The organism is Nocardia transvalensis NBRC 15921, from assembly GCF_000308875.1.
Lineage (GTDB): Bacteria > Actinomycetota > Actinomycetes > Mycobacteriales > Mycobacteriaceae > Nocardia > Nocardia transvalensis.
Genome location: NZ_BAGL01000014.1, coordinates 21,260 through 40,306, shown reverse-complemented (window position 1 = coordinate 40,306; position 19,047 = coordinate 21,260). Strand labels below are relative to the sequence as shown.

Here is a 19,047-nt window from a genome sequence, read left to right as displayed (position 1 = left end):
GCGATGGGACCGAAGATGTTCGGGCACAGCGTGATTCGTACCGTCGTCGCGACGGCGGTACTGGGATCGAGCGTATCGATCGGGGCGGGATCGGCATTCGCGGAGAAGCCCGTGGTGCCGCCGGGCGCGGCGCCGCCGGCGGGTAACGCGGCGCCACCGGGCGCGACCGAACGCGGCTCCAACTCCGTCTGCCCGATCGGCACCGCGTGGGGCGGCGACGGGCCGACCATCCCGACTCCGCAACGCGCACTGGATCTTCCGCACGCCTGGCAGTTCTCGAAGGGCGCGGGACAGCTGGTCGCCGTCATCGACACCGGCGTGGCGCGGCATCCGCGGCTGCCCGGGCTCATCGCCGGCGGCGACTACGTCAGCACCACCGACGGCACGGAGGATTGCGACTCGCACGGCACGGTCGTGGCCGGAATCATCGGGGCCAGCGAGGAACCGGGCCAGGGCTTCTCGGGCGTGGCGCCGGAGGCGCAGATCCTCACCATCCGCCAGCTCAGCTCGCAGTACCAGGAGAAGGGCAAGTCCAAGGACCAGGCGCCGGACGCCATGCCGGAGGGCTACGGCACCACCGGCACACTGGCCTCCGCGGTACGCCGGGCGGCGGATATGGGCGCCTCGGTCATCAATGTCTCGGAGGTGGCCTGCAAGTCGAAGGTCGAGGACACCGAGCTGGGCGCCGCGGTGCGCTACGCGGCGATCGAGAAGAACGTCGTCGTGGTGGCCGCCGCGGGCAACAACGACAAGTGCAAGGGCACCAATCCGGTTCAGGATCCGCTGGATCCGGCCGCCGATCCGTGGAGCAAGGTCGATATGGAGGTGTCGCCCGCGCGCTACGACGATTACGTCCTGTCGGTCGGATCGATCGATCAGAACGGGCAGCCGTCGAAGTTCACCGTGCCGGGGCCGTGGCTCGGGGTGGCGGCGCCGGGCGAGAACATCGTCTCGCTCGACGTGCATTTCGCCGAGGCCGGGAGCAAGGGCGTCATCAGCGGCACGGTGAGCCCGCAGCAGCAGGGACAGCAGTCCCCGCTGGCGGGCACCAGTTTCGCCGCACCGTACGTCTCCGGCGTGGCCGCCCTGGTCCGGGCGCGATTCCCCGAACTCAGCGCCCTCGACGTCATCAAGCGCATCGAGGCCACCGCGCACGCCCCGGCCGAGGGCTGGAACCCCTACCTCGGATACGGCGCCGTCGACCCCGTCGCGGCCCTCACCGCCGAGGTGCCGGACCAGTTGCCGCCCAAGCGCCCCAGCCCGCCGACGAACGTGCAGCTCGCGGTGCCGAAAGCGCCGCCCGCACCGGACAACACCGCGCGCAACGTCGCCCTGATCGGCACCGGCGTGATCGGCCTGCTCCTGGTACTCGGCTACCTCGCCTCGTTCCCGATCCGCCGCCGCTTCGGCGTCCGCGAGGACTGAGGCCTACCTCCGCGTTCGCCCCGCCACTGTCCTCCGGGCGTCAGTCGAAGCGCCAGCGGGTCGCGCCGAAGGGCTCGACGGTGGCGAGAGCCGTTGCGGCGCTGGGGTTCACGCGGTAGACGTGCCACGGCGGGCGGCCCGCCGACTGGGCGCTGTATTCGGCTGTGAGTGCCAGGCCGGTGTCGTCGACGCGGGCGGGCCAGCCTCCGGCGGCCCAGCGCGCGGCCATATCGGCCACCGTCGCGGGATCGGTGACCAGTTCGGCGGAACCCTCCACCACCACGTCGAACTCCCGGACGGCCAGGCTGACGGCGCAGCGTGGATCGCGAGCGATATTGCGGCCCTTGCGCGTTCGCATGCCGGTCTCGAACCAGAAGGTGCCGTCCACCCACAGCGCGCCGATACCGGTCACGTGCGGGCTACCGTCCGGGTTGAGGGTGGTGAGCCAGCAGGTGTGGCGGTCGGGCCCGCCGCCGCCCGGCTCCTGCTCGACTCCCGCGTCGAGCCGGGCCAGCACCTCGGACCAGCTCATCGCCTCCGTGTCGTACTGTTCGGCGAGGTTGATCGTCTCCATACCGGTACCGACTGCGCGTCCGCGGCGGACTCATCGGTACTGCCGACGATCAGTTCTGCGCCGTGGCGCCCTGCTGATCCTGCTTCGACTTGACCAGCTGCTTGGCCGGATTCGGGTCGGGGGCCACGCCGTCGTGGGCGACCATGGCCTCCTGACGGCCGAGGCCGGGACCGCCCGCGAGCAGGCCGACGATCGGCCAGGGGGCCGGTTCCGGCTTGGCCTTCTCGCTGTCCATGCCGAGCGCCTTGGCCGCCGCGGAATCCTTGATGCCGTACCGGACGCCGGTGTCGGCGATGAAGAACTGGCTGTCGCGGCGCTGGCTGTCCGGCTCGATGCCGGTGGTCTGCACGAAGAATCCGGAGCCGGGCGTGGAGTGGAAGGCGTCGACGTTCGGGCCCGAACCGTCGGCCTGGGCCAGCGGCGTCGACTGCGCGTTGTCCGGCAGCGGCAGCGCGTGGCCCGTCAGCACCGACAGCTCGGCGTGCCGGGTGCCGTCGGCCTTGTCCCCCATGCCCGCCGTCGGCTTCCAGGACAGGCAGCCGACCGGCTGATCCTTCGGGTCCACGATGGTCGGCGCGGTATCCGGATACTTCGACACCGGCAGCGTATTCGTCATCGACGCGCTGCTGCGGTCGTGCGGGGTGATCTCGGCGCTACGCGACGCGGCGGTCGGATTGGCGTTGCGGACGATCTCCGCGGTCAGCGGCGAGACCGGCTGCAGGCCCTCGTGCAGCACCACGAAGTACTGATCCTCGGTGCTGAGCCGCACCACGTCGCCGACGCGGTGGTCACCGACCGGGTTCACGGGCAGGCCGCCCGGATCGTCGATCCGCGGCGGAACGATCGGCAGCACTTCGGGAATGGCGTTGAGGAAGCCCTCGCTGACCGGGCGCGGCGTCATGCCGCGGATCTTCAGCGCGTCGGTGACGTAGCGGTCGGTCATGTCGACCCGGGCGCGCTGGTTGTCGTAGATCAGATAGGTGTCGTCGCGGCCGCGTACCAGCAGCGCCTTGTCGTGGCCCAGCACGCCGGCCTTCGCGCCCAGCGCCGGATCGCCGGCCAGCACCGTCGTGCTCAGGTCGCGGCTGCCGTCGTTCTTCAGCTCGTCACAGATGGTCCAGGTGCGGCCCTTGCCGCTGGAGTCGAAGTTCATCGAGGCGGGCGCGCCCGGGATGCCGATGAGGGTGCCGCGCGGCTTCTTCGCGAGCTCGGTTTCCTTGATGGACACCGGTTTTGCCGGTTCGCCGACCGCCAGCCGCGCCGAGGCGAGGTTCAGTGCCGGATGGACGACGCCGTCGATCACCGCGTACACCGCGCCGGTGTCCTTGCCGACGAGGATCTTGTTGTCCCCGATCGCACCCTGCGGGCGCAGCAGCGCGAGGACACCGCAGCCCGCCAGGGCGACCAAGCCCAGGACCAGACCCGCCGCGTAGGCGCGCGACTGGGAACGCATCGGATCGTGCAACATGCGCACGTCCCGGCGGACCAGGGCATGTTCCATCCGCCGCACCAGGAAGCGGTAACCGCTCACCTGCCAGCGCGTAGTGGGTCTTGAAGGCATAAGTACTCCCCCGAACAGTGCTCACGTTCGCTGAACACAGTACAGTTCAGCGGGACTGAAGTTGAGGTCGGCCGCCGAAATGGCCGACACCGGGTACCTGGGGGACGACGATGGCCGAACCGAGCGGGGCGAGCAACCGACCGCTGCTGGGACGAATCTCGCTGCCGAATCTGATCGCGGCACAGGTGTTCGGGCTCGTGGTCGGGGTGGGCGTACTGGTCGCTCGCATGCAGTGGTGGATCGCGCTGGCCGCGGCCGTGGTGGCCGGGCTCCTGCTGCTGATCTCGTTCGGCAAGCGGACGGTGGCGGACTGGATCGCGACGAACTGGCGGTACCGGACCCGGCGCGGCTACCGGCTCGGCGATACGGTCGACTTCCGCGGTCCCGACGGGCGCTCGCTCGGGTTGTATTGGGAGGGCAGCCGAGTGGTGGCGGTCGTCGAGGTGCTGCCGCCCCGGGGCGGGCTGACCCGCATCGCCCGCAATACGGTGCACGCCTCGCATCTGCTGCCGCTGCCCGAACTGGCCCAGTGCCTCAACCAGCACGACATCCTGCTCAGCGGCATCGACATCATCAGCCACGGCCACCGCAGCCGCTCCGGCACGCCGGCCGGCCCCATCTACGAATCGCTGCTCGGCCCGCTGCCCGCGACCGCGCATCGCACCGTGTGGCTGGCGATCAGCTTCGACACGCTGGCCTGCCCGGACGCCGCCGACCGCCGCGGCGGGGGCACCGAGGGCGCGTGCCGCGCGGTGACCATCGCGACGCAGCGCATCGTGCGCGCGCTCGAGGACGCCGACTGCGCGTCCCGCGTGCTCACCGCGCCCGAGATCCGCAAGGCGGTCATGCAGATCACCGCCAACGTCGATCCGCGCACGCTCACCCATAAATGGCGCTACGCCGAACTCGGCAACGGCGTGAACATCGGCGCCGCGGTCGATCCCAAACAGCTGGGCTCCGAACTGCTGTCGCAGCTGTGGGTCGATCCCTCGCGCGGCACCACGGTCTCCGTGCGGCTGCGGCCGGGCAGTTCCGCGGACACGGTGAACATCGGCGCGGCCTGGCGCCTGACCGCTCGCGAGCTACCCGAGAAGCGGCGCCGCAAGGGCATGGTCTCGCTGAACGGACGGCATCGGCAGAGCCTGCTCGCGCACCTGCCGCTCGGCATCCCCGAGGTGGACGACACGGTGCCGGTGAGCGAGTTCCCGATCGATGTGGTCGGGGCGCTGCACCTGCCGTCCTCGGGCTGCGGTCAGCTGATCGGCTCCGACGACGAGGGCAACGGTGTCGCGATCCGCCTTGTCGGACAGGGCATTTCGACCGTCTACGTGGCGGGTGAGCTGTATCTGGCGCAGCAGCTGGTGTTCCGGGCGCTGGCCGTCGGCGAGCGCATCCTGATCCGCACCGACCGCCCGCACGCCTGGGAGCAGCTGGTCACCACCATCGGCAATCCCGAGCGGCTGACCATCGCCGTCGAAACCCACCAGAGCGACGCGAATTTCACCGCCGCCGTGGTCGACGGCGTCCTGGCGCCGGCGCCGCACGCCGGTGTCACCACGATCTACGTGACCGGCGACCCGATGGGCTGGCCCGCCACCCGCCCGGATCTGCAGATCCACCAGCCCGGCGCGATCGGCAACCACGTCATCCTGCGCACGCCGACCACCCAGGTCGACCTGACGCTGGTGTCGATCCCCCGCGAGACCACCTATATCGGTCAGCCGCGCGGCCGTCGAACCATGGCGAACCAGTAGCACGTCCGGTACGGACGCGATTCCGCCGGCCCGGGCGACCGGGCCGCGTCCCCGCGATACCTGTCCGGTCCGGAGACGCGTCAGCCCGGATACGGGTCGGTGGCGCGGGCGGTGCGGAGATGACGGCCCCACCAGGCCAGCTGGCGGAGCAGGCGCTGGGCGGCATCGGTGGCGGCGCCGTCCGCAGTCGCGCCGTCGGCGTCGAATTGTCGTTTGGCCTCGTGGAAGCTGACCGATTCACGGATGGACACCATATGGATCTCGGCGACGACCTGCCGCAGCTGCTCGATCGCGCGCAGACCGCCCGACAGTCCGCCGTAGCCGACGAAACCGATGGGCTTCCCGCGCCATTCGTGCTTGGCGCTGTCGAGCGCGGTCTTCAGGGCGGCGGGGTAGCCGTGGTTGTACTCGGAGGTCACGGCGACGAAGGCGTCCGCGGCGGCGAGCCGTTCGCGATAGGCGCGCACCTCGGGCGTCATCGACAGATCGGTGGGCAGCGGGGTGTGCAGGAGATCGATGACGCCCGTGTCGAATCGGGGGTCCGCCCGCGCGGTCCGCAGGAACCAGTCGGCGACCACGGGCGCGAACCGCTCCGGCCGCACGCTGGCGACGACGACCTCGAGGCGCAGCGGGTTGTCCATCGTACGTCCTTTCCGACCTCAGCGAATCCGTGTGACGACGCGGTGCGGCCGGACCGGCCACGCCGCGAGCCTAGCCGGGGCGCCGCCGCCGACGGGATATGACCACCGCGGCTCCGCGCCGTCCTCGGATGGTGCACGATATTCGCTGGCTATGACCACAGCGACGACGAACTGCGGAAGGGGGTGTGGGACGTGACTCTCGGCGAGTGGCTGCTGATCGAGACGCTCGACGAGCCCGAGACCTGGTCGGTGCTGGCGCGCGGCACCACGCCGCGGGAGTGGAAGTCGTTGGCGCGCACCGTGCCCGCGCGCCTGCTGCCGATCGTCGCCGCCGCACACACCACCCGCGAGCCGGTGGAGCGCGAGCTGCCGAGGTCGCGGCACTCGTGGTCGGGGCAGCGCGCGCGGGCGGTTCCGCTGCTGGGACCGGGCGATGCCGTGTATGCCGTCCTGTTCCGGGTGGGCGAGACGAATCGCGCGCCCCTGCCGGTGGCCCCGTTCGTCATGGATGCCCGGACCCGCCGCACGGAGATATGGCCGGAGGGGCTCGGCCCCCTGTTCGACCGCGGCCGGACGGTGTGGACGGGCGCCGAATCCTTCCAATACGTCGAGCGTTTCGACGGTGCGCTGGACCTGGTGGCGATCGTCTCTCGCGCCGAACCGAATTCGCGCTGGCTGGGCACCTGCACCATGCGCACACCCGCGGGCCTGCGCACCCTGCTGATCGCCACCCGCAACGGCACGGATCCGAGGAGCTGGCGCGGTCTGCTCGCCGATGTGACCGACAGCGTGCCCCCGCAGGGCAAGTCGTTCGAGGCGGCGACGGTCGATTCGCTGGTCAGCACCAACCCCGGGCTGTTCCTGGCGGTGGTCGACACCGCCCACGTCCGGGTGATCCGCTGGATCAGCGGTCCGGTGCCGGGCCTGCGGTGGACGGGCGAGACCGACGAGCGCACGCTGCCACACCCGGACGACCGGTCGCGAATCATCGACGCGCGCAACGACATTCTCGCCGGAGCGCCGTTCAGCACCATCTCCGGCCTGCGCCTGGCCGCGGCCGCCGGCGGCTGGCTGATCGCCGATGTCGAGGCATCCCCCCTGCCGTACGGTCCGCCGGACGCCGCTCCGCCGCAGTTCGCCCTCGTCCGCATAGACCTGCGCTCCGCGCCGGAACACTGAGGGACAACGGCCGCGGAACGCCGCTGTCGTCGATCTGGCGTTACGGATAGCAATCCGGAACGGCCGCTGTGGACTTGGCGTGCGGGAACTCAGTCCGGAACGGCCGTCGTCGATCTGGCGTAGTCGGCGAGGCCCTGGGTGGGCGGGATGTGGGCCGTGAAGTCCAGGGCGTGCCGGGCGCGTTCGTGGTGGGCGACGATGTGCCGGATGTCGGCGGCTCGGTAGCGGCCGCTGACGACCGGTTCGGGCCCGCCGCGCGCCCGGGACATGATCGAGGCCACCTCCCACAGCGTGATCGGATGGCCGGAGGCGATATTCAGCGGGACGAATCCGGGCAGTGAACGTTCGACCGCGGCGACCGTCGCCGTCGCGGCATCGCGCACATGGAGGAGATCGCGGACCTGGCCGCCGTCCTCGAAGACGATCGGCGGCCGCCCGGCCTCCAGGTCGGCGCGGAAGCGCGCGGCCACCCCGGAACGCGCGGCGGTCGCGGCGCAGTCGGCGGCCGGATCGCCGTAGATGTGGTGGTAGCGCAGCACCGTCACCGCGCCACCGGTCGCGACGCCCCACGCGAACGCGAAGTTCTCCTGGGCCACCTTGCTGGCGGCATGGGCCGTGCGAGGGCGGTGCGGGGCCTCCTCGCCGACGGGTTCCCAGGTCAGGATCTCGCCCGTCCGCGGTGCGCGATGGTCGAACATGCCGCGATCGAGATCGGCCCGCCGTCGCATGGTCGGGAAGTACGGCCCGCTGTGCGGCGCCCGGTAGCGGCCCTCGCCGTACACCGAGACCGAGGACCCGAGCACCAGGCGCCGCACCCCGGCCCGCTCCATCGCCGCCAGCAGCACCGCGGTGCCGAAGTCGTTGTGCGCGGCGAACATCGGGGCCGCCCGCAGGACGGGCGCGGACGGACGCGCCGTCGGAGCGTGCCGGTCCACGGGCCGGGTAGTGGGCTCACCGACGGAATCGTCCGGGTCCGCGACCACGGGCGCGGCGTCCGTCGCGGGCGGGCCCTCGACGCGAACCGGACCGCCGGCCGCGTCCGGAACGCCCGGCGAGACGGCGGCCGCGAGGTGACACACCACGTCCACCCCGCGCAGCAGCGCCTCGACCCGTTCCGGATCGCGCACATCGACCCGCGAAACATCCGGCGGCAGGGCCGGATGCGCGCCGTGCACCGCCTCCAGCATGGCGTCGACCGCGATCACGTCGTGGTCGGCGGCGACGAGCGCCCGGCGGACGTGGGATCCGAGGAATCCGGCCGCACCGGTCAGCAGCACGCGCACGAGGTCACCTCCTCATCGGGCACGCCCGTGTGCCTGTCCGCTCAGGGTAGTTCGAACGGCAGGGACACTCCCGCATGAACACGGCAGCGCTCGCAGGTCTCGGTGCCGTCGACCGCCGCCACCGCCCGCCGGACGAGCGTCTTGAACGGCACCAGGTTCCGCTCGAACTCCGCGAAGACGGCCGCCGCGCTCACGCCCTCGCCGGCCTCCAGGCCCGCGTCGAGGTCGGTGACCAGAGCGATTGCGGCATAACACATCTCGAGTTCGCGAGCGAGGACGGACTCCGGATAGCCGGTCATGTTCACCAGCTCCCAGCCCTGCGTGGCGAACCACCGGCTCTCGGCGCGGGTGGAGAACCGCGGCCCCTGCACCACGACCATGGTCGCGGCGGGCTGCATTGGCAGGTCCGCCACGGCGGATCGGGTTGCCGCCGTGCGGAGTTCGTCGCAGTACGGATCGGCGAAGGAGACGTGCACCCCGCCGTTGTCGAAGTAGGTCTGCGGCCGACCGGAGGTGCGGTCGACCAGCTGATCGGGAACGGCCACGGTACCCGGACCCCAGTCGGCGCGCAGGCTGCCGACCGCGCACGGCGCGAAGATCCGCCGCACGCCGATCGAGCGCAGCGCCCACATATTCGCCTGGTACGGGACGGTGTGCGGCGAGTACTCGTGCTTGCGGCCGTGCCGCGGCAGGAACGCCACCTGCCGCCCCTCGACCTCCCCGACGGTGATCGGCGCGCTCGGCGCACCGTAGGGTGTGTCGATATCCAGGGTGGTCGCGTCGTCGCCGAAGAAGTCGTAGAAGCCGCTGCCGCCGATGATGGCCAGCGCGGGCCGGGGAACCGAACTCATGTCCCCGATTCTCGCACTCGGCACGCGCGTGGCGCATCGCCGCCGGACGTTGTACCCTAGGGGGGTATTGACGTCGAAGGGCGGGAGTGAGGATGCAGCCGGTGACCGAGGATCAGACCACAGCGGCGGACCAGACCGGCCACGACCACGCGACCCACGGTTACATCACCGCCAAGGACGACTACCTCAAGCGCCTGCGCCGGATCGAGGGCCAGGCCCGCGGCCTGCAACGCATGGTCGAGGAGGAGAAGTACTGCATCGACATCCTGACCCAGGTATCGGCGATGACGAAGGCCCTCCAGGCGGTCGCGATGGGTCTGCTCGAGGACCACATCAGCCACTGCGTGGTCGATGCCGCGGTCCAGGGCGGCCCCGAGGCCGACGCCAAGATCAAGGAGGCCACGGACGCCATTGCCCGCCTGGTTCGGTCGTAGGCCCTTGTTTCCGGCCAAAAGCACGCCGGAAACAAGGGCGATAGCGGGCCGGAAACGCGAGCGATAGCGGGCCGGATACACGAGCGATAGCGGGCCGGATACACGAGCGATAGCGGGCCGGATACACGAGCGATAGCGGGCCGGATACACGAGCGATCGCCGCAGCGGCACTCACCACCCGACGGCGTACCCGCTGCCTCGTGTTTCCGGCGTGCTTTCGGCCGGAAACACGAGGTGCGCGGAGGATCAGGCGTGAGCGCCCATGGCGGTGGCGAGGGCGCGCAGGGTGGCCAGGTAGTCCTCGTCGAGGGGCTGGATGGCGATGTGGTCGGCGCCTGCGGTGAGGTGGGCGGTCAGGCCCGTGGCGATCTCGTCGGCGGTGCCGTGCAAGGCGAGGGCGTCGATCAGGCGGTCGCTGCCGGGCTTGGTGACGTCCTCCTCGGTGAAGCCGAGGCGGCGCAGGTTGGAGACGTAGTTCCGCAGGTCGAGGTAGAACCCGACGCTGCCCCGGCCGGTGCGGCGGGCGCGGTCGACGTCCGTGTCCAGGGTGACCTTGTTCTCGGCGACCAGCAGGGTGTCCTCGCCCAGGATCTCGCGGGCCCGGCGGGTGTGCTCGGGGGTGGTGAGGTACGGCAGCGCACCGGCGGTGCGGTCGCGCGCCAGCTCCAGCACGCGCGGACCGAGGGCGGCCAGGGCACGGCTCTCCTTGGGCACTCCGGCCTCGTCGAGTTCGTCCAGGTATTCGACCAGGGCGTCGTAGGGCTTGCGGAAGGCGCTGTCGTGTTCCGGATGGCCCGCGCCGACGCCGAGCAGGAAACGCCCGGGGAAACGCGCCTCGATGCGGTGGAACGAGTCGGCCACCTGCTTGGCCGGCGCCGACCAGATATTGACGATGCTGGTAGCCACCCGCTGCGTCTCGGTCGCCTCCAGCAGCGATTCCACCACCGGTAGATCGGCGGGCGGCGATCCGCCCAGCCACAGCGTGCTGTAGCCGAGCCCCGCCAGCTCCCGTGCGTGCTCGGGTGTGAATCCCGCGTAGTAGCGCCAGACTCCGAACCGTCCCAGTCCCTGAATCGTCATATCCGGTGCGAACCTCCGTCCTGCCGGTGGTATTCCATTACTCGGAAAGTTCCGGATGCGTATGCGCCGGAAGGGGTTTGTCAGGCATCGGCAGCGCCCGGATCCGGGCGCGCAGCACCACGTCGGTCACCTCGTGCGACACCTCGTCGGGGTCTTCGGGTTCCGGCGGCTCGATGCCCAGCTCCAGGGCGGTGCGCTCGTGCAGGGCCCGGGCGTTCAGGGCCGATTCGACCTGCCAGCGGAATTCGCCGGCCGTGATCGGCTCCTCCGGCGCGGATTCGCGCTCGTTGGTGAGCCGCCGCGCCTCGGTGAGCCCCTCGCCGATGAACGGGGCGAGGTCGTTGGCCGCGCCGCAGTCCTCGTCGTCCACGAACAGCAGGACCCCGTCGCTCCGCCCCGCGCGCTCGAAGCTGCCGTAGAGCACCGCGCCCTGGCCGTCGTCCGTGGGCCAGCGCAGATATTCGCCGGCCGTCACCGGTTCGTCGAGTTCGGCGACCCAGTCCGGGGCGGATGCCCCGGCCGCGGCCAGCCGCGCGGCGGCCTCCAGTGCGGCGGCCCGCGCCGGATCGGCGGTCAGGGCGGCCACGCAGCGCAGGAATGCCAGCGCTCCCGGCCCGCCCAGCTTCTCGGCCTCGTCCACGAACATCATGGCGAAGGGCTCGTCGTATTCCGGAGTGCCGTAGGTGGCGGCGAGCAGCGACGCCGCCATGTACTCCCCGTCGACCGGATCGTCCACATCCTCGAAACGTCCGATGGTGGCGGCGATTTCGTCGATCAGCTGCTCGAACCCGCCCCGGTCGATACTCAGCTCCGTATCCTCGAGCGCGAGATCCGCGGCCTCGAACTCCGGCTCGCCGGTGCCCGCGCCGGCACGGTCGGCCGTGCGCGCCTGGTTCTTGCTCGTCTTCTTGCCCTTGCGGCCGCGACTCACCGGACTCATGTGCGCCGAGTCTGCCACCCGGGCGGGGTGCGGCCCACCATCAACTCGCGGATATTTACCGGCGAAAACTATCGGCTGCCCGGATCAGCCGCCGCAGCAGCCCGCCTCGCCCGGCACCGTCCGCGTCTCGCGGGTCTGCGCATTGCGCGCGGCCAGATCGGCGTCGGCCGGATAGTCGACGGCGACCAGGCTCAGGCCGTGCGCCGGGGCGACGGTGACCGAGCTGGATCGCTCGCGTTCGCTCAGCAGCCCGGCGACCCACTCCGGGGTGCGGCGGCCCTCCCCCACGGCCAGCACCGCGCCGACCAGGCTGCGCACCATGGACCAGCAGAACGCGTCGGCGCTGACGTGGGCCGTCAGCAGCACGCCCTGCCGCTCCCAGTCGAAGCGCTGCAATTCGCGGATGGTGGTCGCGCCCTCGCGACGGCGGCAGAACGCGGCGAAATCGTGCAGTCCCAGCAGCTCGCGGGACGCGGCCCGCATCGCCTCCAGATCCACCTCGCGGCACGGCACGACACTGCGCGCCGACAGCGGATCCGCGCCGTAGGGCGCGGTGGTCAGGCGATAGACGTAGTGGCGGCGAATCGCCGAGAAGCGTGCGTCGAATTCGGGCGGAGCGAGACGAATCTCCTTGACCCGCACATCCTTCGGCAGAAAACGGGCCAGGCGGTGGATCAGTTTCGGCGCATCGATCTCGGCGGTGGTGTCGAAGTGCGCGACCTGCCCCTCGGCGTGCACGCCCGCGTCGGTCCGCCCGGCGACCGTGAGCTGGATCGGCTCACGCAGCACCTTGCTCAGCGACTCCTCGAGCACGCCCTGCACCGTGCGCAGGCCGGGCTGGCGCGCCCAGCCCGTGAAATCGGTGCCGTCGTAGGCCACGTCGATTCGTGCCCGAATCGCAACGGTGTGCCGGGCCGGATCCCCACTGGTCACAGCCATCTCCTGGTTAACATGAGAGAAGCCCGCCGACCCGGAGGGGACGGCGGGCTCACGGGGGTGAAGACCCTACTTCTCGTCGGCCTTTTCCTCGGCCTCCGGAGCATCCGCTTCGGCCTTCGCCTCGGTGGCCTCCTCGGCGGGAGCCTCCTCGGCCTTGGGGGCCTCGGCCTTGGCCTGCTGCGAGGCGGCGACGCGACGGGCACGATCGGCCTCGGTGGTCACGGTCTGCTCCCGGACCAGCTCGATGATCGCCATCGGCGCGTTGTCACCCTTGCGCGGCAGGGTCTTGATGATCCGGGTGTAGCCACCCGCGCGGTTCTCGAACGAGGGTCCGATGCTCGCGAAGAGCTCGTGCACCACATCCTTGTTGCGGATCACCTTGAGCACCTCGCGGCGGTCGGCCAGGGTGCCGGCCTTCGCCTTGGTGACAAGCTTCTCGGCGTACGGGCGCAGCGCCTTGGCCTTGGCCTCGGTGGTCGTGATCCGACCGTGCTCGAAGAGCGCCGTCGCCAGATTGGCGAAGATCGCCTTCTGGTGCGACGCCGACCCGCCGAAGCGGGCACCCTTCTTGGGCTTGGGCATTGGTTGTTCTCCTTTAGGAAGGCCCCCGGGCTTGGCCCGTACGGCCTAGAGCTGTTCGGTTTCGGCGTAGTCCTGCTCGCCGTGATCGGTGTCGCTGAACGAGCCGCTGTCGCTCCAGGTTCCGGTGGAGGCGTCGTAGCCGACGACACTCGACGGATCGAAGGAGGCCGGGCTGTCCTTCAGCGAGAGGCCCAGCGAGTGCAGCTTGACCTTCACCTCGTCGATGGACTTCTGCCCGAAGTTGCGGATGTCCAGCAGATCCGACTCGGTGCGGGCGACCAGCTTCGCCGACGGTGTGCACACCCTCGCGCTTGAGGCAGTTGTACGACCGCACGGTGAGGTCCAGGTCCTCGATCGGCAGCGCGAACGAGGCGATGTGGTCCGCCTCGGCCGGGCTGGGGCCGATCTCGATGCCCTCGGCCTCGACATTCAGTTCCCGTGCGAGCCCGAACAATTCGACCAGGGTCTTACCGGCCGACGCCAGCGCATCCCGCGGGGAGATCGAGTTCTTGGTCTCGACATCCAGGATGAGCCGATCGAAGTCGGTGCGCTGCTCGACACGGGTCGCCTCGACCTTGTAGGTCACCTTCAGCACCGGCGAGTAGATCGAATCCACCGGGATCCGGCCGATCTCCGCGCCCGAGGCCTTGTTCTGCACGGCCGGGACGTAGCCGCGACCGCGCTCGACCACGAGCTCGATCTCCAGCTTGCCCTTGTCGTTCAGGGTGGCGATGTGCATGTCCGGGTTGTGGACCGTGACACCCGCCGGCGGGACGATGTCACCGGCGGTGACGGTGCCCGGGCCCTGCTTGCGCACGTACATGGTGACCGGCTCGTCCTCTTCGGACGACACGACCAGGCCCTTGAGGTTCAGGATGATGTCGGTGACATCCTCCTTCACGCCCGGGACGGTGGTGAACTCGTGCAGCACGCCGTCGATGCGGATGCTGGTGACCGCGGCGCCCGGGATGCTCGAGAGCAGCGTGCGGCGCAGCGAGTTGCCGAGGGTGTAACCGAAACCCGGCTCGAGCGGCTCGATGGTGAACTTCGAGCGGTTCTCGGCCAAGACCTCTTCGGTCAGCGTCGGTCGCTGTGAAATCAGCATGAGGATCTCCTCCTTCAGGGGCGCCCGCTATTTGACGCCCACGAACTGGGGTTTCCCGCTCTGATCCCGGCCGAGAGCACGCCGGGAAAAGAGCGGAACAGCAACTCTCAGCCTTACTTCGAGTAGTACTCGACGATGAGCTGTTCGTTGATCGGCACGTCGATCTGCGCCCGCTCGGGCAGCTGGTGGACCAGGATCCGCAGCCGGTTCGGGACGACCTGCAGCCAGCCCGGGATCGGGCGGTCGCCCTGGGTCTCGCGCGCCACCTGGAACGGCAGCGTGCCCAGCGACTTCTCCTTGACATCGATGATGTCGTACTGGGAGACCTGGAAGCTGGGGACGTTGACCTTCTTGCCGTTGACCACCAGGTGGCCGTGGCTCACCAGCTGGCGGGCCTGACGGCGGGTCCGGGCCAGGCCGGCCCGGTAGATCACGTTGTCCAGCCGGGTCTCGAGCAGCTGCAGCATGTTGTGGCCGGTCTGGCCCTTGCGGCGGTTCGCCTCTTCGTAGTAGCGGCGGAACTGCTTCTCCATGACGCCGTAGGTGAAGCGAGCCTTCTGCTTCTCCTGCAGCTGGACCAGGTACTCGCTCTCCTTGATCCGCGCGCGGCCGTGCTGGCCGGGCGGGTAGGGGCGACGTTCGAACGCCTGGTCTCCGCCGACTAGATCAACACGGAGCCGACGGCTTTTGCGGGTGATGGGGCCGGTGTAACGAGCCATGATTCTCTACCTTCCTTCCCGCTAGACGCGACGCCGCTTGGGCGGACGGCAGCCGTTGTGCGGCTGCGGGGTGACATCGGAAATCGAACCCACCTCGAGGCCGGTGGCCTGCAGCGAGCGGATCGCGGTCTCACGGCCCGAACCCGGGCCCTTGACGAACACGTCGACCTTCTTGACGCCGTTCTCCTGCGCCTTGCGGGCAGCGTTCTCGGCAGCGAGCTGCGCGGCGAACGGGGTCGACTTGCGCGAACCCTTGAATCCGACGTGACCCGACGAGGCCCACGAGATGACATTGCCCTCGGGGTCGGTGATCGAGACGATCGTGTTGTTGAACGTGGACTTGATGTGCGCGTGGCCGTGCGGAACGTTCTTCTTGTCCCTGCGACGCGACTTCTGGGACTTCTTGGGGCCGGAGGCCCGACTCTTCGGAGGCATCGGTTATCCCTACTTCTTCTTGCCGGCGACGGTCTTCTTCGGACCCTTGCGCGTGCGCGCGTTGGTCTTGGTCCGCTGGCCGCGCACCGGCAGGTGGCGACGGTGGCGGATGCCCTGGTAGCAGCCGATCTCGATCTTGCGACGGATGTCGGCCTGCACCTCGCGGCGCAGGTCACCCTCGACCTTGAACTCCGACGCTTCGATGTAGTCGCGCAACCGGGTGACGTCGTCGTCGGTGAGGTCCTTCGAGCGCAGGTCCGGGCTGACGCCGGTGGCTTCCAGGATCTCCTTCGAGCGGGTACGGCCGACGCCGAAAATGTAGGTCAGTGCGATCTCCATGCGCTTCTCGCGCGGGAGATCGACGCCCATCAGACGTGCCATGGTGGCAATTCCTTAACTGTTGCGGAGGTCTTCTCCCCGGCCGTCCCCTCGTATGGGGCCCCGGCCTCCGTTCCGGGGGTGTGTGGGCATCCGCCCTCGCGGGCTCGTCGATACCCAGTGGCTCTGGGAGGTCTTCTTCTCTGTCAAGCAGAACTGCGGTCGTGCTCTGCCGCGACTCTCAGCCCTGGCGCTGCTTGTGGCGCAGGTTGTCGCAGATCACCATGACCCGCCCGTTACGGCGGATCACCTTGCACTTCTCGCAGATCTTCTTGACGCTCGGCTGAACCTTCACGTCCGTCCAATCTGGTTGTGGTTCACGGGGTGTGAACACAGGTTTTCCCCGGTCCTACGACCGGGGAAGTTTGGGTGCTCGCGAATCACCTCGCGAGATCCCGGCCAAACGCGTGCCGGGATGACGGCGTTGCCGCCGTCACTTGTAGCGGTAGACGATGCGACCGCGGGACAAGTCGTAGGGCGACAGCTCCACGACCACACGGTCCTCGGGCAGGATGCGGATGTAGTGCTGCCGCATCTTGCCGCTGATGTGCGCGAGAACCTTGTGACCGTTCTCCAGCTCGATCCGGAACATCGCATTGGGCAGCGGCTCGATAACTCGACCCTCGACCTCGATGGCCCCGTCTTTCTTCGCCATATCCTCCGCGATCCCGTTTACGCTGGTCCCGGGCTGGGACCAACTCTTCGGCCAGCTAGTCACTGCAGTTTGTCGTGCATGTGTGTCGACCCGGTGCCATACTTTCCGGAAGCACCATGCGGACATGAGCAACCGGCAGGTAGATGCACCGCCGGTCAAGCTTACCCGTGCGTCCAGTATCCGGCCAAATGGGGTCGCCGCAGGCTACCCGGCATCCAGCGGTTTGCGGCCCGTCACCGGCCCCCACACCCCGATCAGGGCGGTCATCAGCAGCAGAGCGACGGTGATCACAGTGAACACCGTGCCCGAGCCGTGGCTGTCGAGCAGCGGGAGCAGCAGGAACGGCTGGATCGCGGTGCTCAGCTTCGACAGCGAGTAGGTGGTGCCGGAGGCAGTGCCCCGCACGGTGGTCGGGAACGACTCCGGCAGGTAGGTGTGGATCGCGTTCGAGAAGACGTTGCTGGCCACCGTGAACAGGCCGCCGGAGAGCAGGATCAGCGGGACGTTCGTGGCGAAGCCGAAGATCAGCCCGAACACCGCCATCAGCGCGGTGCTCGCCATCACGAGGTATTTGCGCTCGACGCGCTCGATCAGCGGGATCGACAGCAGCGAGCCGAGCGGATAACCCAGATAGGTGATCGCCAGGTAGCCGACGCTGTTGACGACGTCGAAACCCTTGTGCTGCAACACCAGCACGGCCAGCGTGCCGAATCCGTAGTAGCCGAACACCTGCAGGATCATCGCGGCCGAGAACAGCGCGGTGCGGCCGCGGAACGGCGGGCGCAGGATCGTGGTGAACGGCACGCGCCCGGCCTCCGAGCGCGCCTCGGCCTGCCGCTGCCGCGCGAGCCACAGCGGCGACTCGGGCATGAACCGCCGCGCCGCGAACACCAGCGCCGCGCCGAGCCCGCCGAAGACGAACAGCCAGCGCCAGCCGTCGACGCCGAGCGGTTCCCGCGGCACGAGCCAGCGGGCCAGGAAGCCGACGGTCGGCACGGCGCAGAAGCCGATGGTGTAGGCGATCGCGATCATCCGGCCGCGCACCTGCGCCGGCATCACCTCGGAGAGATAGGTGTCCGACAGCGTCATCTCCGCGCCGATGCCGAGACCCGCCAGCACCCGCGTCGCCATCAGGAACCACACGTTCGGGCTGAACGCGCCGAGCAAGGTGAAGCCGGCGTACAAGCCGATATTGATCATGAACATCCGGCGGCGGCCGTACACGTCCGACAGGCGGCCGAGGACCAGCGCGCCGAGGAATTGCCCGGCGAAGGCCGAGGCGAGGATGCCGCTGAGCTGATAGGTCGACAACTCCAGCTGCTGCTTCAGCACGCCGGTGATGGTTCCGGCGAGGAACAGCTCGTACAGGTCGAAGAACAGGCCCATTCCGACGAGTGCGACCAGCTTGCGGTGGATCGGCCGGACGGGAAGTTCGTCCAGGCGTGGCCCGTCCTCGCGGTCGACTGCTGTTGCCATCTCGTCTGCTCCCCGATCTCGCAAATACCCGGCTATCCAGCACGCCGAGTGTGCGGAACACTACACGCGTCACGATTGCCGCACGGCGTACCAGCGGTGGGTAGCACGTCCTTCGCCACGGTGTGCGCTCGCGTAAACTACGGCCTGTCCAGGTAAAGGTCCAGCAGATCCAGGGGGATCGGTGAGGCGCAGTCGTGAGTCGTAACAACGAACTCCCCATGCTGCCGCCGTGGCTGTCCGAGAGCGAGGTCACGCAGAGCGGCTACGAGGCCCCGGTGCAGAACCTGCCGCATCAGGAGCTGATTCCCGAACAGGGGTCGCTGAAGAAGCGCGCCAAGCGCAAGTCCGACGACAAGGACAAGGACAAGGCGGATCCCGACTCCGGCAAGAAGCGCCGGACGTGGCGCAAGGACAAGTCCGATCAGCAGGACCAGCAGCCGCCGTCCAGCTGGGGCACGCCCCCTATGCCCGATGCCGTTCCGGCGCAGGGCGATCCGTCCTACCGCACACCGGAGTCCTTCCGCCCCGACGGCGGATTCCAGCCCGAACCGCCCCAGCGTCCCGGTGGCGACCACTGGGACGCGCAAGGTCGCGGCGCAGTAGCGGACCCCCGCCCGAGCACCGGCTTCCCCCCACAACAAGATCCCCGCGCCCCCTACCCGGACGCCCCTCCCCCCGCCCCCGCCCCGACGCACCGCCACAGAACACCTGGCAAGACGGACCGCCCCAAGGCCCGCGCCCGGACGCACCACCCCTTAACGCTTGGCAAGACGGGCCATCCCAAGGCCCCAACCCCGAAGCTCTGCCGCAAGGCCCGCGCCCCGACGCACCGCCACAGAACGCCTGGCAGGGCGGGCCGGCCCAAGGCCCGCAGCAGGACGGACCGTTTCAAGGGCCGCGTCCGGACGCGCCGCCCAACGCTTGGCAAGACGGGCCATCCCGAGGCCCCAACCCCGAAGCTCTGTCCCAAGGCCCGCGCCCGGACGCACCGCCGCTGAACACCTGGCAAGACGGGCCGTCGCAAGGCCCGGGGCAG

The 19,047-nt window shown here is 69.6% G+C and carries 20 protein-coding genes and 1 pseudogene; 5 read left to right on the top strand and 16 right to left on the bottom strand.

All coding sequences use genetic code 11. The features are described from left to right. Positions 1–3 precede the first annotated feature (3 nt). Positions 4–1,425, top strand: coding sequence for a type VII secretion-associated serine protease mycosin (gene mycP, locus ON41_RS06145; protein WP_246460905.1), 1,422 nt, complete (start codon positions 4–6; stop codon positions 1,423–1,425). A gap of 40 nt (positions 1,426–1,465) precedes the next feature. Here mycP and ON41_RS06140 read toward each other — a convergent pair whose 3' ends face one another. Both ON41_RS06140 and eccB read right to left on the bottom strand, forming a co-directional pair. After that, complete coding sequence (locus ON41_RS06140; protein WP_040745886.1) at positions 1,466–1,999, bottom strand: pyridoxamine 5'-phosphate oxidase family protein; 534 nt, start codon at positions 1,997–1,999, stop codon at positions 1,466–1,468. Positions 2,000–2,048: 49 nt separating this feature from the next. Continuing rightward, positions 2,049–3,560 (bottom strand): type VII secretion protein EccB, encoded by a 1,512-nt coding sequence (gene eccB, locus ON41_RS06135; RefSeq protein ID WP_040745885.1) that lies wholly within the window; start codon positions 3,558–3,560, stop codon positions 2,049–2,051. A gap of 110 nt (positions 3,561–3,670) precedes the next feature. Between eccB and eccE the strand changes: the two genes are divergently transcribed. Then, a complete protein-coding gene (gene eccE / locus ON41_RS06130; protein ID WP_051161031.1) occupies positions 3,671–5,314 on the top strand; it encodes a type VII secretion protein EccE in 1,644 nt (547 codons plus the stop codon). An 80-nt stretch (positions 5,315–5,394) separates the two neighbouring features. On the opposite strand, the gene ON41_RS06125 is transcribed toward eccE, so the two are convergent. After that, positions 5,395–5,955, bottom strand: a complete 561-nt coding sequence (locus ON41_RS06125; RefSeq protein ID WP_040745884.1) for an NADPH-dependent FMN reductase — start codon at positions 5,953–5,955, stop codon at positions 5,395–5,397. Between the two features lie 192 nt (positions 5,956–6,147). On the opposite strand from ON41_RS06125, the gene ON41_RS06120 reads away from it, so the two are divergent. Next, a complete protein-coding gene (locus tag ON41_RS06120; protein ID WP_040745994.1) occupies positions 6,148–7,134 on the top strand; it encodes a GAF domain-containing protein in 987 nt (328 codons plus the stop codon). An 89-nt stretch (positions 7,135–7,223) separates the two neighbouring features. On the opposite strand, the gene ON41_RS06115 is transcribed toward ON41_RS06120, so the two are convergent. Together ON41_RS06115 and ON41_RS06110 are read right to left on the bottom strand one after the other, a co-directional pair. Next, a complete protein-coding gene (locus tag ON41_RS06115) occupies positions 7,224–8,417 on the bottom strand; it encodes an NAD-dependent epimerase/dehydratase family protein (RefSeq protein WP_040745882.1) in 1,194 nt (397 codons plus the stop codon). A 41-nt stretch (positions 8,418–8,458) separates the two neighbouring features. Continuing rightward, positions 8,459–9,268 carry an S-methyl-5'-thioadenosine phosphorylase gene (locus tag ON41_RS06110; RefSeq protein ID WP_040745880.1) on the bottom strand — a complete coding sequence of 270 codons (810 nt, stop codon included), beginning with the start codon at positions 9,266–9,268 and terminating at the stop codon, positions 8,459–8,461. Between the two features lie 92 nt (positions 9,269–9,360). On the opposite strand from ON41_RS06110, the gene ON41_RS06105 reads away from it, so the two are divergent. Further along, on the top strand, positions 9,361–9,702 hold the full coding sequence (locus ON41_RS06105; protein WP_051161030.1) for a metal-sensitive transcriptional regulator: 342 nt from the start codon (positions 9,361–9,363) through the stop codon (positions 9,700–9,702). 246 nt (positions 9,703–9,948) lie between these two features. On the opposite strand, the gene ON41_RS06100 is transcribed toward ON41_RS06105, so the two are convergent. The 11 genes and pseudogenes from ON41_RS06100 to ON41_RS06050 form a co-directional block, all read right to left on the bottom strand. Then, positions 9,949–10,782 (bottom strand): LLM class F420-dependent oxidoreductase, encoded by an 834-nt coding sequence (locus ON41_RS06100; RefSeq protein ID WP_040745878.1) that lies wholly within the window; start codon positions 10,780–10,782, stop codon positions 9,949–9,951. A 37-nt stretch (positions 10,783–10,819) separates the two neighbouring features. Continuing rightward, positions 10,820–11,722 (bottom strand): hypothetical protein, encoded by a 903-nt coding sequence (locus ON41_RS06095; protein WP_040745876.1) that lies wholly within the window; start codon positions 11,720–11,722, stop codon positions 10,820–10,822. A gap of 84 nt (positions 11,723–11,806) precedes the next feature. Further along, positions 11,807–12,661, bottom strand: a complete 855-nt coding sequence (gene truA / locus ON41_RS06090; RefSeq protein WP_051161029.1) for a tRNA pseudouridine(38-40) synthase TruA — start codon at positions 12,659–12,661, stop codon at positions 11,807–11,809. 66 nt (positions 12,662–12,727) lie between these two features. Then, positions 12,728–13,243, bottom strand: a complete 516-nt coding sequence (gene rplQ, locus ON41_RS06085; protein WP_040745875.1) for a 50S ribosomal protein L17 — start codon at positions 13,241–13,243, stop codon at positions 12,728–12,730. Between the two features lie 45 nt (positions 13,244–13,288). Further along, positions 13,289–14,348, bottom strand: a pseudogene (locus tag ON41_RS06080) (DNA-directed RNA polymerase subunit alpha). A gap of 113 nt (positions 14,349–14,461) precedes the next feature. Then, positions 14,462–15,067 carry a 30S ribosomal protein S4 gene (rpsD, locus tag ON41_RS06075; protein WP_040745874.1) on the bottom strand — a complete coding sequence of 202 codons (606 nt, stop codon included), beginning with the start codon at positions 15,065–15,067 and terminating at the stop codon, positions 14,462–14,464. 21 nt (positions 15,068–15,088) lie between these two features. Beyond that, positions 15,089–15,502 carry a 30S ribosomal protein S11 gene (gene rpsK, locus ON41_RS06070; protein WP_040745873.1) on the bottom strand — a complete coding sequence of 138 codons (414 nt, stop codon included), beginning with the start codon at positions 15,500–15,502 and terminating at the stop codon, positions 15,089–15,091. 9 nt (positions 15,503–15,511) lie between these two features. Beyond that, positions 15,512–15,883 (bottom strand): 30S ribosomal protein S13, encoded by a 372-nt coding sequence (gene rpsM / locus ON41_RS06065; RefSeq protein ID WP_040745871.1) that lies wholly within the window; start codon positions 15,881–15,883, stop codon positions 15,512–15,514. Positions 15,884–16,061: 178 nt separating this feature from the next. Beyond that, positions 16,062–16,175 carry a 50S ribosomal protein L36 gene (rpmJ, locus tag ON41_RS06060; RefSeq protein ID WP_025347279.1) on the bottom strand — a complete coding sequence of 38 codons (114 nt, stop codon included), beginning with the start codon at positions 16,173–16,175 and terminating at the stop codon, positions 16,062–16,064. A 138-nt stretch (positions 16,176–16,313) separates the two neighbouring features. Continuing rightward, positions 16,314–16,535 carry a translation initiation factor IF-1 gene (infA, locus tag ON41_RS06055; RefSeq protein ID WP_003886926.1) on the bottom strand — a complete coding sequence of 74 codons (222 nt, stop codon included), beginning with the start codon at positions 16,533–16,535 and terminating at the stop codon, positions 16,314–16,316. Between the two features lie 204 nt (positions 16,536–16,739). Then, a complete protein-coding gene (locus tag ON41_RS06050) occupies positions 16,740–18,011 on the bottom strand; it encodes an MFS transporter (protein ID WP_040745869.1) in 1,272 nt (423 codons plus the stop codon). A gap of 194 nt (positions 18,012–18,205) precedes the next feature. Here ON41_RS06050 and ON41_RS41390 point away from each other — a divergent pair, with 194 nt between their 5' ends. Further along, on the top strand, positions 18,206–19,009 hold the full coding sequence (locus ON41_RS41390) for a hypothetical protein (RefSeq protein WP_157185376.1): 804 nt from the start codon (positions 18,206–18,208) through the stop codon (positions 19,007–19,009). The last annotated feature ends 38 nt before the right edge of the window (positions 19,010–19,047 follow it).